Genomic DNA, 15,593 nt, shown 5'->3' with positions numbered 1-15,593 from the left:
GTCCCCGGGAGCCGTGTTCGCGGACTTGATTCACTCAGCCCATCAAGTGTGGTGATGCAGGCTCTCCACCAGGTACGGGTCTCCCACCGGCAACATCGGCGACGTGCGCACCGCGCGCGTGACGGCCAGCGTGAACAGCGCCGCCACGCCCACCAGCCCGGCCAGCTCATACAGGCCCAGCACCGGACCGTGAGGCTGATGCGCCGGCGCCACCATCAGGTACAAATCCAACCAGCGCCCCACCAGCAACACCCCCGCGACGCGCAGCAGATGCGACGGGTTCATCTTCGCCGGACGCGGCAAGAGCAACACGAACGGCAGCGCCCAGTTCAACACCACGTTCGCGTAGAACGGCACCTCCCACCCACCGTGCATCCGCGCGATGAAGTACACCGTCTCCTCGGGGATGTTCGCGTACCAGATGAGCAGGAACTGCGAGAACCACAGGTACGCCCACAGCGTCGCGAAGCCGAACATCAGCTTCCCCAAGTCATGCAGGTGACTCGCGTTGAGCTGCGGCAGCGCCCCTGCCCTGTTCAACAACACCGCCACCACCGTGATGGCGCAAACGCTGGAGCTCAAGAGCCCCGCCACGTTGTAGAGCGCGTAGATGGTGCTGAACCAGTGCGGCTCCAGGCTCATCAGCCAGTCGAACGCCGCCAGGCAGAAGGTCAGCGAGAACAACACCAAAAACACCGCCGACACCGTCACGTTGCGCCGCGTGAGCGCCTCGCCAGGCTGAGCATCCTGCCGCAGCGAGTTGCGCCGCAGCATCCACGTGAAGGCCACCCACAGCGCCAGCATCACCGCCATGCGAATCGCGAAGAACGGGACGTTGAGGAACGCCTCCTTCTGATGCAGCAGGTGGTCCGTCTCCATCACCCCCGGCTTCGCCCACGGGTACAGCGTCGTCGCGAAGGGCAACAGCGCCAGCATCGTCGCCGCGCCCCAGGGCACGTACGACGCGAACGCCTCGGGGATGCGCTTGAACACGGTGAACCACCCCGCGTTCGCCACGTACATCAGCGCCAGGAACACCGCGCCGCCCAACCCGAGGCACAGGAAATAGAAGCCATTGGTCAGCAGGCTCGTCAGCGCCCGCTCCCGGGCCTGCACCAGGCCGAGCACCAACACCCCCAACCCCGCCCCCGCCGCCACCTGCGCGGCGCGGTGGAAGACGGGCGAGACGGCGAAGCCGCCCTGCGACTCGGGGCCGTGGGCCTGAACGGGGGCGCTCATGGCGTCTCCTTGCGCGCCGTGCGCGCGGGGTTCTGCAGCGAGCGGAGGTAGTGGACCAGCTTCCACCGGTCCTCCGGCGCCACCTGGGAACCATGGGCCGGCATCAAGCCCTGCCCATGCGTGATGATGTGGAAGATGCGACCGTCCGGGAGCGCCATCGCGTGCTCCGCCAGCAACGACGGCGGCACCGGGAAGCGCGCCGTCACCGGCCCATCCCCCAATCCCCCCGAGCCGTGGCACGGCGTGCAATAGCGCTGGAACGCGGTCTGCCCTCGCGCCAGCACCTCCGGCGACGCCGGATACGGATTGCGCAGCTCGCGACCCGCCTTCTCCGCCGCTTCCGTCCCGGCCGTCAGCTTCAGCGGCACATGCCCGCGAGGCACCGTGCCCTTCGCCGGCGTCAGCAGCGTCTTGCCGTCCGCCGTGTTCGGGTTGCTCGCGAAGCTGTCGTACGGCACCGAGGACACCATGTCCGGCGCGTACTCGTAATTGGGGCGCGTCTCGTCCTGCTCGCACCCCGCCAGGGACAACACCCCCAGCGTCGCCGCTCCCACCCAGGTCCGCTTCACGACGGCACCTCCCTCACATCCGTGGCCACCGCGCCGTGGCGACGCATCAAGTCCTCCGCCGCCTCCAGCGACTCCGGCGTCTGACGCGGCGCCACGACGATGGCGAACCGGTCATCCGTCACCCGAGGCAACGTCGGCCGCTTGTTCCCCGGGAACAGCTTCGTCCTGAAGAGGAACGCCGCCACCGTGGTCAGCGCGGCGAACAGCACCGTCAACTCGAACGTCACCGGGATGAACGCGGGGAACGAGTTGAAGGGCTTGCCGCCCACGTTCAGCGGCCAGCTCACCACGCTGGTGTAGAGCTGGAGCGACATCGCCAGCGTGGCGCCCGTCAGCCCCGCGCCGAAGCACACCCACGTGAGCCGACTGGGCCTGAGCCCCATCGCGTCATCCAGGCCGTGCACCGCGTACGGCGTGTACACGTCCCGCAGGTCATGGCCCGCCTCGCGCACCGCGCGGGTGGCCTCCAGGACCTGCTCCTCCTTCTCGAAGTAGCCGATGAGAACCGGGGCACTCATACGGGGACATCCTTCCGGGTGGCGATGGCGAGCGGCGGCGTGTGCCGGCCCGAGGTGTCTTCCGTCGGCGCCTCGTGCGCGGCGGCGGGACGCGACGGAGGGTGGGCCGCCCCGTGTCCGGGCTCGCTCCTGGCGAAGCCGAGCACGCTCTTCACCTCGCCAATCGAGATGATGGGCAGCACCCGGACGAAGAGTAGGAACAGCGTGAAGAAGAGGCCGAAGGTCCCGATGAAGGTCCCGACCTCCACCATCGTCGGCGTGTACATGGACCAGCTGCTCGGCAGGAAGTCGCGGTGCAGGCTGGTGACGATGATGACGAAGCGCTCGAACCACATGCCCACGTTGATGACCAGGGACAGCGCGAAGATGGCCGCGGGCGAGGTGCGGATCTTCTTGAACCAGAACAGGTGCGGCGACACCACGTTGCACGTCACCATGATCCAGTAGGCCCAGGCGTAGGGGCCGAAGGCGCGGTTCATGAAGGCGAAGCGCTCGTACGGGTTGCCCGAGTACCAGGCGATGAAGAACTCCGTCGCGTACGCCAGCGAGACGAGGCCACCGGTGACGATGATGACCTTGGTCATGTTCTCCAGGTGGCGAATCGTAATCAGGTGCTCGTAGCCCAGCACCACCCGGGTGATGATCATCAGCGTCAGCACCATCGCGAAGCCGCTGAACACCGCGCCCGCCACGAAGTACGGCGGGAAGATGGTGGTGTGCCAGCCGGGAATCACCGATGTGGCGAAGTCCATCGACACGATGGTGTGCACGCTGAGCACCAGCGGCGTCGCCAGGCCCGCGAGCAGCAGGTACACCGTCTCGTAGCGGCTCCACGTGCGGTGCGAGCCCGTCCACCCCAGCGACAGCACCTTGAAGACGGCCTTCTTCACGCCCGCCTTCAGCCTGTCGCGCACCGTGGCCAGGTCCGGAATCAGGCCCACGTACCAGAACACCGCCGACACGGTGAAGTACGTGGAGATGGCGAACACGTCCCAGAGCAGCGGCGAGCGGAAGTTCACCCAGAGGCTGCCGCGCGTGTTCGGATACGGCAGCACCCAGAAGGCCAGCCACGGGCGGCCCATGTGGATGACGGGGAAGAGCGCCGCGCACATGACGGCGAACAACGTCATCGCCTCCGCCGCGCGGTTGATGCTGGTGCGCCACTTCTGCCGGAAGAGGAAGAGGATGGCGGAGATGAGCGTGCCGGCGTGGCCGATGCCCACCCAGAAGACGAAGTTGGTGATGTCGAACGCCCAGCCGATGGTCTTGTTCAAGCCCCACACGCCGATGCCCGTGCCCACCTGGTACGCCACGATTCCCGCGCCGGTGCCCAGGACGGACACCGCGATGGCGAACGCCGCCCACCACTTCCACGTGGGCGCGCGCTCCATGGGCGCGCAGATCTCCTCGGTGAGCTGACCCAGGGTGCGCGGCTCGCTGACCAGCGGCACGCGCAGCGGGGACAGATGCTGGTTGCTCATGTTCCGCTTCCCGACCCGGTGTTCCGGATCTTCGTGAGGTAGGTGATGGACGGCCCGATGTTCAGCTCCTCCAGCAACCGGAACGCCCGCCCGTCCTTCGCCAGCTTCGCCACCCGGCTCTCCGGGTCATTCAGGTCCCCGAAGTGGATGGCCTTCGCCGGGCAGCTCTGCTGGCAAGCCGTCTGGATGTCGCCGTCCCGGAGTGGCCGGCCCTCGCGGTTCGCCGTCGCCTTGCCCTCCTGGATGCGCTGCACGCACAAGGAGCACTTCTCCATGACGCCGCGGCTGCGCACCACCACGTCCGGGTTGAGCACCATGCGCTCCAGGGGCTCGTCGTGCGGGTAGTCGAACCAGTTGAAGCGCCGCACCTTGGTGGGGCAGTTGTTGGCGCAGTAGCGGGTGCCGACGCAGCGGTTGTAGACCTGCTGGTTGAGCCCCTCCGACGAGTGCACCGTCGCGAGCACCGGGCACACCGTCTCGCACGGCGCGTTCTCGCAGTGCTGGCACATCATCGGCTGGTGCACGACCTGCGGATTCGCCGCGTCGCCCTGGTAGTACCGGTCGATGCGCATCCAGTGCATCTCGCGCTGGCGCAGCACCTCGTCGCGCCCCACGCTGGGGATGTTGTTCTCCGCCTGGCAGGACACCACGCACGCCGAGCACCCCGTGCACGCGCTCAGGTCCACCGCCAGCGCCCAGCGGTGGCCCTTGTACTCGTGGCCGGACCACATCGAGAGCGAGTGTCCGCCGTTGCCACCGCCGTGGCCGCCGTGTCCCTCGTTGCCCGCGCGCGGGTTGGCCAGGAACGCGGCCAGCTCCGCCTCGCGCACGTGAGGCCGCCCCTCCAGGCTCGAGTGCGTCTGGGTGAGCGCCAGCTGCTGCCGCTCCCCCGTGGCCGCCACCGTCGCCCCCGGCACCGAGCGGCGCACGCGCCCGTCCACCACCGCGGCCAGCGAGTAGACGCGCTCCCCCACTCCGTCGCCGATGCGCCCGGCCCGCGTGCGGCCGTAGCCCACCGCGAGCCCCAGCGCGCTGGGGTGCGTGCCGGCTTGAATCAGCACGGGCAGCGAGACCGACCTGCCGCCCACGCTCACCTTCACCACGTCGCCGTCGGACAGGCCCAGTTCCTTGGCGCGCGCGGGTGAGATGAGCGCGGGGTTGCCCCAGGTCGCCTTGGTGATGGGGTCCGGTACCTCGTGGAGCCACGCGTTGTTCGCCATCGCGCCGTCGCGCAGACCGACCGAGGGGAACAGCACCAGCTCCCACTCCACCGAGGGACGCGCCACGCCGGCGAGCACCTTCGCCACGCCCTCCTCACGGAAGGTCAGCGGCGCCGCGGGCACTGACGACAGCGTCACGACACCCCGGCGGACCGAGTCATCCCAGAAGTGGGCGAAGTCCGTCCCTGTCGCGCCGGCCCTCGGGAAGACCTCCGCCTCCCAGCGCGCGCGCAGGAAGTCGTGGTGGGCCTGGGCCGCGCCGGCCCACGTCAGCAGGGACTCCACCGCGTCACGCGTGTCGTGCAGCGGCGACACCGCGGGCTGCCGCAGCGACACCACACCCCGACGAGGCTCCGCGTCGCCCCACACCTCCAGCGCCGTGGAGGCCGGAGCGTGCAGTCGCGCCAGCACCGCCGTCTCATCCAGCCGGTCATTCAGCGCCACCGTGAGGGGCACGTTCTTCAGCAGCGCCCCCAGCGCGTCACCGCGCGCGTCGGTGTGCGCCGGGTTGACGCCGAGGAAGAACGCCGCGCCCACGCTCCCGGCCCCCAGCTCCGCGAGCAGCTCGCCGTACGACAGCGCCTTCTCGTCCAGCGCCACGCCGTCCCGGGGGAGCACCGTGGTGCCCTCGTTGCCGAGCAGCACGTTCGCCGTCGCGGCCAGCACCTGGCCCGCCACCTCGTCGCCACCACACACCACCAGCGACTCGGTGCGGTGGGCCCACAGCGCCTCGGCCAGCTCATCCAGCGAGGCAGGCTCCAGCCTGGAGGCAGGCAGCGACTTCAGCCCCGGCACCTCGCGGCCCGCCTTCACCGCGAGCCTGCGCACCACGTCACCCAGGGCCAGCGTCACGTCGGACGGCGCCACCACGAAGCGACGGTCCGCCGCCGCGCCGGTGAGCGTCATCACCGGCTCCACCTGGAAGTGGCGCGCCATCGCCTTGCGCGTGGCCGCGTCGCGCGCCTCCGCGTACTGCCGCGTGAAGGCCACCGGCGACACCCACGTGCCCAGGAAGTCCGCGCCGAAGCTGGCGATGACCTTCGCCCTGTCGAAGCGGTAGTCCGGCACCACGCGGGCACCGTGCGTGACGCGGTACGCATCGCCCAGCGCCGACAGCTCGCCCAGGGGCTCGTAGCGGACCGTGCGCGCCGTCGGGTGCGCGGCGAGGAAGCGCGACACCGCGGCCTCCGCCGTGGACCCCATCACCCAGGGCAGCACCAGCCGGATGGCCTTGCCGTCCTCGGTCGCCTTGGCGAGGCCCTTCTTCACCTCGGCGTCCAGGTCCGTCCACGACACGCGGCTGCTGGCGCGCGAGGGGAAGCGGGCGCGGCTCGCGTCGTAGAGCGAGAGCACGGAGGCCTGGCCCACGGCGCACACGCCGCCGCGGGACACGGGGTGCTCGTCGTTGCCCTCGACCTTGATGGGGCGACCGTCGCGCGTCTTGAGCAACAGGCCGCAGCGCGCGGGGCACGCGTCGCACGTGGACGCGTACCAGAGCGCCGTGCCCGGCGTCACCTCGTCCGGCCGCGACACGTAGGGGATGAGCTTCTGCACCGGCGCGCGCTGGCAGGCCACCATGGCCGCCGCGGCGCTCAGGCCCATCATCTTGAAGAAGTCACGACGGCTGCTCGCATCCGGAGGCGCGGCGGCGACGCCCACCGGAAGCTCCTCGGCGAACTCGTTGCGCTGCGTGTCGAGCCACGAGGCATCCGTCGCGCGCTCGGCCAGGCTCTGCCAGTACTGGGGAAGTTTGTCGGACATGGCGCGGGGGTCCTCAGCGGTGGCAGCTCGAGCAGTCCGAGGGCGGCTGGAGGGTGCGAGGGGTCTTCGAGGGCTCGGGAAGCGGCTCACCGGACATGAGGGCCAACAGCTCCCCCTTGCGCGGCGCGGAAGCGATGGGCGCCGTCAGTCCTTGCGCGCCCGTCTTGCGGTGACAGTCCAGACACCAGCCCATCGTCATGGGCTCCACCTGCTCCACGCGCACCATCTGCTCCACCGCGCCGTGGCAGGTCTGGCACTTCAGGCCCGCGGTGACGTGGCTGGCGTGGTTGAAGAAGGCGTGGTCCGGCAGCCGGTGCACGCGCACCCACTGGATGGGCGCGTTGGCCGCCACCGCGGCGGCCACCTTCTGGACTTCGGGCGAGTCCTTCTTCACCTGCGTGTGGCAGTTCATGCAGACGCTGGCGGACGGCACGCCCGCGTGACGGCTCTGCTCGGCGCCCACGTGGCAGTACTGACAGTCCAGCTCGTACTGGCCCGCGTGGACCGCGTGCGAGAAGGCCACCGGCTGCGCCGGCATGTGGCCCTGCTGGTTGTTCACCGGCCCGCTGCACCCGCCCAGTCCCAGCGCGAGGAGCGCGCCGGCCTGGCCGAGCCCGCGGATGGATGCGCGGCTCATGGCGTCTCCTCCCGAGGCGTGCCGAGCAGGCCCGGCTCCACCGACTCCTCCGCGCGCTGGGGCACCGTCGCGCGGTTCATCCGGATGAAGGGCGCCAGCGCCAGCAGCACGAAGCCCAGGAGCACGTGCACCTGGTAGACGGTCGGCGCCGTGAGCATCCGCGTCGCGTCCGGCTGGAACGTCATCAGCGAGCGCACGTACGGCACACCGATGTGCAGGTACCAGGCGGTGCCCCAGCGCAGCGCCACCGCGATGTACACGGCGGTGAGCACGTGCGCGAAGAGCAGGCCCAGCGTGAGCGCGGGCGTCCACTGCCCCGCCTTCGCCTTGCGAAGCCCCAGCGACGCGAGCCCCCAGGCCAGCAGCATCGCGCCGATGAGCTGCAGCGACTCCAGCGTGAACAGGCGCGCGGGAGAGGCGTTGAAGGCCTGCATCGCGCGAGGCGCGGCCAGCCCCAAGAGATGGAAGAACGCGACGATGGCGACCCCCGCCAGCACCGCGCGCCCCGCGGACGTCCAGGGCGTGGTGGGCGGCGCGGGCTCGCGCGCGGTGACCCTCCAGATGGTGCCCGCCAGGGCCACCCCGGCCGCCGCGTACGGCAGGGCGTTGAAGAGGAACGCGTCGCTCACGACTGACCTCGCGTGGACGGAGCCGAGAACATCACTCCGATGAAGCCCAGGACCGCGGCCATGCCGACGAGCCCCAGGTAGAAGAAGTCACGGTCCCCCCGGGGACGGCTGCCATCGCGGGACACGTCCGCGAGGTACGCCTTGAGGGCGTACTGCTCCTCCTCGTCGAGCGGCGCCTTCGCGTAGAGCGGCCCCATCATCGGCCCCTCCAGCTTCGCCAGCGCCGGACGCATGCCCTTCTCGCCCATCCGCGCGAAGGCGAAGGTGAGGTTGGGGCCCAGCGTGCCGCCGCCCGCCACGCCCAGCCCGCGCACGTCGTGGCAGCCGATGCAGGCCGCGCCGCCGTTCTTCAGCGACTCCGCGCCCTCGAAGAGCCGGCGGCCCCGGGCAATCTCCTCCGGCGTGGCGTCCGTGCCCATCTTCTCCGCGGGCGAGGGCTTGCAGCCGCCCTTCCCCTTCTGCGTGCAGTCGCGGATGAAGGCGTAGAGGCTGTCGCGCTCCGCGTCGGAGAGCGCCTGGTCCGGCATGCGCACGCCGTTGAACTTCGCGAGCAGCTCGGTGGCCACCGGGTCGCCCGAGTCGATGAGCGCGCCGGGGCTCTTGATGAAGCGCGTCACCCAGGCCTCGTCGCGGCGCTCCAGCACGCCGTGGAGGTCGGGGCCAATCCGGTCGCCCTCGCCCATCGAGTGGCACGTGGCGCACCGCTGGGTGAAGAGCTGAGCGCCCTGGCGCGCGGCGCCCTGCGCCAGCGCGGCCGGCGCCGCCAACAGGGCCAGGAGCGGAATGATGGGGACGAGCGTTCGCTCCTGACGCGGCCGTCCTCCCAGCTCACGTGTCCGCATTGCTGCGTGCCCCTCCTCGCGGGGAGGCCGGGCTCATTGCCCGGCACGCGGCGACGTCAGTGCAACGCGAAGGCCAGGATGATCCACGCCCCACAGCGGCGCGAAGCTCCGGAAATCAAGCGAGCGGTGCGCAGCATTTGCGCGCGGCGACACACGCCGACGCACTGTTTGCCAGCAGGCATCCCGAGAGGGCTCGCGGTGCCCGCGCCAGCACGCGCGCGGCGCACTTCATGACGAAGAGGGCCTCACGGCGGCGAACCTTGCGCTCGGCTCCCCGCGAGATGGAGTCCATGCCCCCGCCCTGCTGAAACACGAAGGCCCCGAGGCGAGAGACGCCTCGAGGCCCGGGCCCACGCGGGGAGCACGAGGCTCCACCCGCCTGGAGCGGCACATCACATCGCGGTGGTGGTGAACACGCCGCGGCCGATGGCCATGATGCCACCGATGATGAAGAGCACCGCGAGCCCCACGCCCGCCAGCGGCAGCGCGTAGCCCGGCTGGGGACGCCGGCGATTCACCGAGAGCAGCGCCTGCGCGGAGCCGGCCGCGAGCACCATCATCACGATGTGGCCGATGAGCGCCGGGTAGTAGAAGCGCGTCACCAGCACGAGGATGCCGAGCAGCACCTGGAGGTGCAGCAGGCCCGCGAAGGAGGAGCCGAGGATGCGGCCTCCCTTGTCGAACGGGCGCTTCGTGGCGAGCCCGAAGGCGAAGTAGGCGATGGCCAGCACGCCCGCGAGCAACACCAGATAGCGGAGCCCGGAGTGGGCATAGAAGAACATTCGGTCCATGGGTCTCTCGGGGTTTAGCTCAGGAAGGGTCCGGCTCGGGAGTCTTCTTCGTGCTGGGCGGCAGGGGCGGCGCGGCGATGTGCTCGCGCGGCGGCAGCTCCCCGGTGAGGCTCTTGAGGAAGGCCACCAGGTCATCCACCTCCGCGTCCGTCAGCGTCCGCGCCAGCTGGTGCTTCGCCATCAGCCGCACCATCGTCGGCAGCTCCTCCACGCTGCCGTCGTGCAGGTACGGACCGGTGCGCTCCACGTTGCGCAGCGTGGGCACGCGGAACTTGCCCCGGTCGTCCTCGTTCTTCGTCGCGTCGAAGCGCCCCGCGTCCTTCAGGCCCGGGTAGTCCTCGATGAGCCCCAGCTTCTGGAACGACGTGCCGCCCACCGCCGGGCCGTTGTGGCACGTGGTGCAGCCCGTCACCACGAAGAGCTGCAGGCCGCGCTGCTCCGCCTCGCTCAGCGCCGAGTGCTGGCCAGCGAGGTACTGGTCGAAGCGCGACGGCGTGGTCAACCCCCGCTCGAAGGCCGCGATGGCGCGCGCCGCGTTCGCCAGCGACACGGGCTTCCTGTCGCCGGGGAACGCGTCACGGAAGCGCGTCACGTACTCCGGCATGGAGGAGAGCGTGGCCACCACGCGGCGCTCGTCCGGCATGGCCATCTCCACCGGGTTCAGGATGGGGCCGGACGCCTGCGCCTCCAGCGTGTCCGCGCGCCCGTCCCAGAACTGCGCGATGTGGCCCGCCGCGTTGTAGACGGTGGGCGAGTTGCGAGAGCCCTTCTGCCCGCGGTGCCCGTCCGACAGCGCCTTGTTGTCCACGCCGTAGGTGTCCAGGCCGTGGCAGGTGTTGCAGGAGACGTCGTGGTTCTTCGACAGCCGGGGCTCGAAGAAGAGCATGCGGCCCAGCGCCACCTGGGCCTCGGTGTCCTGGGGCACAGGTTTCGCGTCCTTGGCCGGCGGCGTCGGGCGGAAGAAGTGCGAGAGCTGCTCGGGCGTCATCGGCTTGGGGCCCGGGGGCTTCGGCGCGCTCGCCGTCGTGGACGGCGCGACGGGCTCCTGCTTGCGCTCACAGCCCGACAACGCGCCCAGGGAGGTCAGCGTGAGCAGGGTGACGAAGCGGGTTCGGGACATGACGCACTCCAGGGGGTGTGGACGGCCCGGCACGCTATCAGCCCCGCCTCCGGCCGGGGCCCGCGTCTTTGTGACGCACCCCGCCCGCGCTTCCCGCGTCCATCAGCCCGTCAGACGCCTGCGCTCCGCCGCTCCCCTGCTCCTCGGACGAGGAGCCCCTGGGTGCGAGGCCGCGCCCTGGCCGCTACCTCCCGGGAGCGACAGCTTTGACGGGCCGCTTTCGCTTCAGCGCCCACGCAGCGGGGCGTCCACCGGGTGTGGCAAGCCCGGAGCGCCCCGGCTCGACGACTCGGAGGATGGATGCGGGATGAAGACGGTGGAGACGCGAACCGGGACGTCGATGTCCTCATCTGCCGCAAGTGCCTGATGCGCGGCGCGCGCAGCGGGGGCGGCGTCGAGCTGCCGCGCTGGCTCCAGCGCTCGCTCGCCGACCGGGGGCTCGCCGATGAAGTCCGCGTCATGCCCACCGGCTGCCTGCGCCAGTGTCCTCGCGGCAAGGTCACCGTGCTCATCACGGGGGGCCACGCCGAGCAGGGCAGCGCCATGATGACGGTGGAGCCGCTGCTGGAGCGAGAGCCCCTCCTGCGCCTCGTCGAGGCCCGCGCGCGTCCCGACCAGGACCTCTTGTCCCCGTCGCGTCCCGAGGACGAGCACGACGGGCGGAACGGCCCGTAGCGAGCCCCGCGCCTGGGGGCTGGGCGTGGGGCCGAAGAGGAGCCGGTCCACGAGCCACGACACGCCCAGGCCCGTCGCCGTCCCCGCGGCGTCCCAGGCCAGGTCCTTGAACGAGAAGGTGGTGCCCCGCCCCAGGTCGTACAGCTCCTTGCCCACGCCCACGCCCATCGCGAGCCCCGCGCCCGTCCAGAGCCGCGCCTCGGGCGGCTCGAAGAGCAGCGCGCCCGCGCCGTAGCCCACGCCCGCGAGGACGAAGCAGGCCGCGAAGTGCTTGGGCTTGTCCGGGCCCAGCCAGTCATCCCCCGACGCGGCGCTCGCGACGGGGCTTGCCAGCAGCGCGACGAGACAGGGGGCGAACCCGCTCCGGTTGGAAAGCTTCATGAGCAGGGATGTAGCACCCCACGGACCGTCCAGGTGGCCTGTCCCTGGGTGTGGGGATGACCTCGCCGGTGGTGCGTTTTCGAGACGAGTCCAGCACATCGTCCTATGCTCCGGGTCGCGTGAACCGACTCGGCCCCTCGTTCACCTTCCAGCAGCAATCGAACCGGCACCCCGGGCTCGACGGGGCGCGCGGTCTGGCGGTCCTCGCGATGGTGCTGGGACACACGCTGGACGCGCTGCTCTCGGCCGAGGCGCGCCTGCTGCCGTGGGTGCAGCACTACTGGGCCTTCCGCGGCGTCACCGCGCCCCTGTTCCTGCTGGTGAGCGGCTGGGCGGTGGTGGCCGCGCTGGGCACCCGGCCCAACGCCGCGCGAGACACGCTCGGGCGTCGGGTGCGCCGCTCGCTGTTGCTGCTGTTCCTGGGGTACTTCCTGCACTGGCCCGGGTGGCACGCCGTGCGGGACATGGGCTGGACGGACGCGATGGTGTCGCACGTCCTCACCTTCGACGCGCTCCAGTGCATCGGCTTCGCGTTGCTGGTGGGCTCGGTGCTGCTCGCGCTCGTGCCCGCGCAGGGCGGCCGGCCGTTGGTCCTGCTCGTGCTCGCGGTGGGCATCCCGCTGGTGAGCGCCACCACGTGGAAGCTGGGCGTGGGTCTGCCGGGCGCGGTGCAGCAATTCCTGGGCAGCGCCGCGGGCAGCCGCTTCCCCTTCTTCCCGTGGGCGGGCTACTTCTTCGCGGGTGCGTTCGCGGCGTACGCGCTGCACCTGCTGCGTCCGGGCTGGCCGCAGGGCCTGGCGCTGCTGGCGCTCGGCGCGGGGATGCTCGGGCTGACGCGGATGACGACCGCGGACTGGACGCCCGCGAGCGCGTGGCTGGTGGCGTACCGCGTGGGTCAGGGGCTCCTGGTGCTGGGCGCCGTCAACCTCGCGCCCGTCCGGTTGAGCAAGCTGCTGGCGCCGTTCGGGCGGCTGTCCTTGTGGATCTACGTGCTGCACCTGCCGGTGGTGTACGGCTGGGCGGACATCGCGGGCCTCGCGGGCCGCATCGGCCCCCGGCTCGGAGTCCCCGCCGCGGTGGGCATCGGCGTGGCGCTGCTCGTGACGTGCGCGGTGGTGGCGTGGCTGGGCCGCTGGCTGACGGAGCAGGCCCGTCCGTGGCGCGCCGGCTCCACCACGCTCAACGCGAGCCTGAGCGGCACGCGCATGAGCCCGCGGGCCTGAACGCCGGCCTCAGTGCCTGGGCTCGTCCTCGGTGAACTCCGCGTCCACCTCCGCGCGTGACGCGCCGGAGCGGATGCGGCCGGGAGGTCCCTTCGACGCCGTGTCGGACCAGGACTCGGGGAACGGCGTGCCGCCCCTGGGCTCCCCCGGGAACGGACCGGGGAACCCCACGCCGCCAATGGTGGTGACCTGGAACGAGCCGTCCCGCATGCGGCGCTCGACCGCGCGGCGCAGGCGCGCCGTGACGAACCGGCGCACCGGAGGCAAGAGCAGCGACAGGCCCACCACGTCGGTCAGGAAGCCCGGCACCAGCAGGAGCAGGCCGCCGAGCATCACCAGCGCGCCGCTGAACAGGCCCTCCTCCGGCACCTGCCGCATGGCGAGCGCGTCGCGCCACCGACGCATCACCCGGCTCCCCTCGCGGCGCGCGAGCCAGGAGCCCACGAGCCCCGTCAGGAGCACGACGGAGAGCGTCGGAAGGAAACCCACCTCCCGGCCGATGGCGACCAGCAGGTACAGCTCCACGAAGGGGAGAATCAGTGCGAGCAGGAAGTACTTGAACACGCCCCCAACCTAACGCCGAGCGGCCCCTCGTGCTGGACAACCCGACGGCAGGGGCGGCGCCCCTCCCCTCGCCCGCTGTCTACCTGCCGCCGAGGCTCCCAATCATCGAGTCCACCAGCAGGTACAGGAAGAAGAAGGCGCCGATGGCGATGAGGAAGAACCTGGCGCCGGGCTGGAAGCCGCGCGAGCTCTCGCTCGTGGCCGGGGTGAACGACATGGAGCCCACGGACATGGAGCCCTCGTAGCGGACCGTGCGCAGGTACTGGTCCACCACCACGTGGTCATCCGTGGCCGCGAGCGAGCGCCCCAGTTGGGGGTCCACCAGCCGCGCGCCGGCCGCGCTGGCGATGCCAGCGGCCTCGGCCACCACCTCGCGGACCAGCTCCGTGCGCTCGGACAAGGGGATGTGCAGCTCGGTGGCCACCACCCGTCCGCCCTCGCGCAGCTCGCCCACCTCCACGTCCCCGTGCTCGAGATGCCAGAGCCGGTTGCCGTCCGGACGGGCGCTCACCCGCCGCTCGGAGAGGAGGCCATCCACCCGCGCCGCCTCGTAGGGCGTGCCCGGCGTCTTCGTCTGTAGGAGCAACTCGTATCTCACGCGGGTTGCGAGTATACGCCGCCCAACGCCATGCCCACCTCTTCCAAGCCCCCCTCCGGCCCCCATCGCGGCGGCAGACCCTCCTCCCCGCCGTCCGGACAGGGCCGAGGCCGCCCCCACCACCGCCCCGAAAAGGTGGCCCCGGACCGCACCTCGCCCGAGCTGGGCCCGGATGGCCTGCCCCAGGTCTCCCTGCTGCGCCGGGGCGTCGAGCGCTGGCAGGCGGGCCACCCGTGGATCTACCGCGCCGACCTCAACGGCGACCCGGGCCTGCAGGGCGGCGAAATCGTCCGCGTCACCGACGGGCGCGGCTGGTTCATCGGCAAGGCGTTCTACTCGCGCCAGTCGAAAATCTCGCTGCGCTGGCTGAGCTTCGACGACGTCGCGGTGGACGAGGACTTCTTCCGCCAGCGCCTCCTGTCCGCCCAGGCCCTGCGCAAGAGCGCGCTGCCGGGCGAGACGACGTACCGGCTGGTGCACGGCGAGGCGGACGGCATCCCGGGCCTGGTGGTCGACCGGTACGGCGACTACCTGAGCGTGCAGTTCCTGGTGCCCGCCACCGAGCAGCGCAAGGCGCTCATCGCGGACCTGCTCGAGGCGCAGTTCAAGCCGCGCGGCATCGTCAACCGCTCGGACGTGGGCGTGCGCAACCTGGAGGGCCTGACGCCGGAGAAGGGCCTGCTGCGCGGCGAATTGCCCCCGGGCCCCATCTCCTTCGACGAGGGCATGGTGCGCGTGCGCGCGGACCTGCTGGAGGGCCAGAAGACGGGCGCGTTCCTGGACCAGAAGGAGAACCACGTCATGGCGGCGCAGTACGCCGCGGGCGAGGCGCTGGACTGCTTCTCGTACGTGGGCGGCTTCGCGCTCCAGCTCGCCACGCGGGCCCAGAGCGTCACGGCGGTGGAGATTTCCGACCAGGCCGCGGCCCAGCTGCGTGAGAACGCCCAGGCGAACAAGCTCTCCAATGTGGATGTGGTGGCCGCCAACGCGTTCGACTTCCTGCGCGACGCGGTGGACGACGGCAGGAAGTTCGACACCATCGTCCTGGACCCGCCGTCGTTCGCGAAGAACAAGGACGCCTTCGCCGCCGCGGTGCGCGGGTACAAGGAGATCAACCTGCGCGCCATGCAGCTGCTCAGGCCCGGCGGGCACCTCATCACCGCGAGTTGCACGTACCACGTGGACGAGCAGGCCTTCGAGGACATGCTCGCCTCCGCCGCCGCGGACGCGAAGCGGCGCATGCAGATCATCGAGCGGCGCGGCGCGGGCAAGGACCACCCCGTGCTCGTGAACCTGCGGGAGACCCGCTACCTGAAGTGCTACGTGCTGCGCGCGATGTGAGCGC

Annotated in this window: 15 protein-coding genes; 2 read left to right on the top strand and 13 right to left on the bottom strand. The window is 71.1% G+C overall.

The window, feature by feature from the left end; all coding sequences use genetic code 11:
• Positions 1–42: 42 nt before the first annotated feature.
• The 11 genes from K8625_RS03910 to K8625_RS03860 all read right to left on the bottom strand — a co-directional run bounded on the left by K8625_RS03910 (position 43) and on the right by K8625_RS03860 (position 11,863).
• Positions 43–1,239, bottom strand: coding sequence for a hypothetical protein (locus K8625_RS03910; RefSeq protein ID WP_223745226.1), 1,197 nt, complete (start codon positions 1,237–1,239; stop codon positions 43–45).
• Positions 1,236–1,808: a cytochrome c gene (locus K8625_RS03905; protein ID WP_223745225.1), complete on the bottom strand. Its 573-nt coding sequence runs from the start codon at positions 1,806–1,808 to the stop codon at positions 1,236–1,238. Before K8625_RS03905 ends, K8625_RS03910 begins: the two co-directional genes overlap by 4 nt.
• Positions 1,805–2,326, bottom strand: coding sequence for a DUF3341 domain-containing protein (locus tag K8625_RS03900; protein ID WP_223781859.1), 522 nt, complete (start codon positions 2,324–2,326; stop codon positions 1,805–1,807). The genes K8625_RS03905 and K8625_RS03900 overlap by 4 nt, the downstream gene beginning before the upstream one ends.
• On the bottom strand, positions 2,323–3,807 hold the full coding sequence (nrfD, locus tag K8625_RS03895; protein ID WP_223781858.1) for an NrfD/PsrC family molybdoenzyme membrane anchor subunit: 1,485 nt from the start codon (positions 3,805–3,807) through the stop codon (positions 2,323–2,325). The genes K8625_RS03900 and nrfD overlap by 4 nt, the downstream gene beginning before the upstream one ends.
• Positions 3,804–6,788: a TAT-variant-translocated molybdopterin oxidoreductase gene (locus K8625_RS03890; protein ID WP_223781857.1), complete on the bottom strand. Its 2,985-nt coding sequence runs from the start codon at positions 6,786–6,788 to the stop codon at positions 3,804–3,806. The genes nrfD and K8625_RS03890 overlap by 4 nt, the downstream gene beginning before the upstream one ends.
• 13 nt (positions 6,789–6,801) lie before the next feature.
• Complete coding sequence (locus K8625_RS03885) at positions 6,802–7,425, bottom strand: cytochrome c3 family protein (protein ID WP_223781856.1); 624 nt, start codon at positions 7,423–7,425, stop codon at positions 6,802–6,804.
• Positions 7,422–8,054 (bottom strand): respiratory nitrate reductase subunit gamma, encoded by a 633-nt coding sequence (locus K8625_RS03880; RefSeq protein ID WP_223745220.1) that lies wholly within the window; start codon positions 8,052–8,054, stop codon positions 7,422–7,424. The genes K8625_RS03885 and K8625_RS03880 overlap by 4 nt, the downstream gene beginning before the upstream one ends.
• The gene (locus tag K8625_RS03875; protein WP_141323812.1) at positions 8,051–8,896 is read right to left on the bottom strand and encodes a cytochrome c; all 846 of its coding nucleotides are present in this window, start codon (positions 8,894–8,896) and stop codon (positions 8,051–8,053) included. Before K8625_RS03875 ends, K8625_RS03880 begins: the two co-directional genes overlap by 4 nt.
• Before the next feature lie 392 nt (positions 8,897–9,288).
• Positions 9,289–9,687 (bottom strand): hypothetical protein, encoded by a 399-nt coding sequence (locus K8625_RS03870; RefSeq protein ID WP_046715465.1) that lies wholly within the window; start codon positions 9,685–9,687, stop codon positions 9,289–9,291.
• Between the two features lie 19 nt (positions 9,688–9,706).
• A complete protein-coding gene (locus K8625_RS03865) occupies positions 9,707–10,807 on the bottom strand; it encodes a cytochrome-c peroxidase (RefSeq protein ID WP_223781855.1) in 1,101 nt (366 codons plus the stop codon).
• A 225-nt stretch (positions 10,808–11,032) separates the two neighbouring features.
• Positions 11,033–11,863, bottom strand: a complete 831-nt coding sequence (locus K8625_RS03860) for a YfiM family protein (protein ID WP_223781854.1) — start codon at positions 11,861–11,863, stop codon at positions 11,033–11,035.
• Between the two features lie 119 nt (positions 11,864–11,982).
• On the opposite strand from K8625_RS03860, the gene K8625_RS03855 reads away from it, so the two are divergent.
• Entirely contained in the window at positions 11,983–13,086 is a 1,104-nt protein-coding gene (locus K8625_RS03855) for an acyltransferase (protein ID WP_324289157.1), read from the top strand.
• Positions 13,087–13,095: 9 nt separating this feature from the next.
• Here K8625_RS03855 and K8625_RS03850 read toward each other — a convergent pair whose 3' ends face one another.
• Both K8625_RS03850 and K8625_RS03845 read right to left on the bottom strand, forming a co-directional pair.
• On the bottom strand, positions 13,096–13,650 hold the full coding sequence (locus tag K8625_RS03850; RefSeq protein ID WP_223745216.1) for an FxsA family protein: 555 nt from the start codon (positions 13,648–13,650) through the stop codon (positions 13,096–13,098).
• 79 nt (positions 13,651–13,729) lie between these two features.
• Complete coding sequence (locus K8625_RS03845; RefSeq protein WP_223745215.1) at positions 13,730–14,236, bottom strand: hypothetical protein; 507 nt, start codon at positions 14,234–14,236, stop codon at positions 13,730–13,732.
• Between the two features lie 42 nt (positions 14,237–14,278).
• Between K8625_RS03845 and K8625_RS03840 the strand changes: the two genes are divergently transcribed.
• A complete protein-coding gene (locus K8625_RS03840; protein ID WP_223781853.1) occupies positions 14,279–15,589 on the top strand; it encodes a class I SAM-dependent rRNA methyltransferase in 1,311 nt (436 codons plus the stop codon).
• The last annotated feature ends 4 nt before the right edge of the window (positions 15,590–15,593 follow it).

The organism is Myxococcus sp. AS-1-15 (genome assembly GCF_020037055.1).
Taxonomy (GTDB): domain Bacteria; phylum Myxococcota; class Myxococcia; order Myxococcales; family Myxococcaceae; genus Myxococcus; species Myxococcus fulvus.
Note: the sequence above shows the minus strand (reverse complement) of the source record. Positions and strands in the feature narration are given on the sequence as shown.

What these genes read in the sequence shown, in the direction of transcription:
- K8625_RS03910 (WP_223745226.1), bottom strand. Translation starts at nt 1,239, where the DNA reads ATGAGCGCCCCCGTTCAGGCCCACGGCCCCGAGTCGCAGGGCGGCTTC.
- K8625_RS03900 (WP_223781859.1), bottom strand. Translation starts at nt 2,326, where the DNA reads ATGAGTGCCCCGGTTCTCATCGGCTACTTCGAGAAGGAGGAGCAGGTC.
- nrfD (WP_223781858.1), bottom strand. Translation starts at nt 3,807, where the DNA reads ATGAGCAACCAGCATCTGTCCCCGCTGCGCGTGCCGCTGGTCAGCGAG.
- K8625_RS03890 (WP_223781857.1), bottom strand. Translation starts at nt 6,788, where the DNA reads ATGTCCGACAAACTTCCCCAGTACTGGCAGAGCCTGGCCGAGCGCGCG.
- K8625_RS03885 (WP_223781856.1), bottom strand. Translation starts at nt 7,425, where the DNA reads ATGAGCCGCGCATCCATCCGCGGGCTCGGCCAGGCCGGCGCGCTCCTC.
- K8625_RS03875 (WP_141323812.1), bottom strand. Translation starts at nt 8,896, where the DNA reads ATGCGGACACGTGAGCTGGGAGGACGGCCGCGTCAGGAGCGAACGCTC.
- K8625_RS03870 (WP_046715465.1), bottom strand. Translation starts at nt 9,687, where the DNA reads ATGGACCGAATGTTCTTCTATGCCCACTCCGGGCTCCGCTATCTGGTG.
- K8625_RS03865 (WP_223781855.1), bottom strand. Translation starts at nt 10,807, where the DNA reads ATGTCCCGAACCCGCTTCGTCACCCTGCTCACGCTGACCTCCCTGGGC.
- K8625_RS03860 (WP_223781854.1), bottom strand. Translation starts at nt 11,863, where the DNA reads ATGAAGCTTTCCAACCGGAGCGGGTTCGCCCCCTGTCTCGTCGCGCTG.
- K8625_RS03840 (WP_223781853.1), top strand. Translation starts at nt 14,279, where the DNA reads ATGCCCACCTCTTCCAAGCCCCCCTCCGGCCCCCATCGCGGCGGCAGA.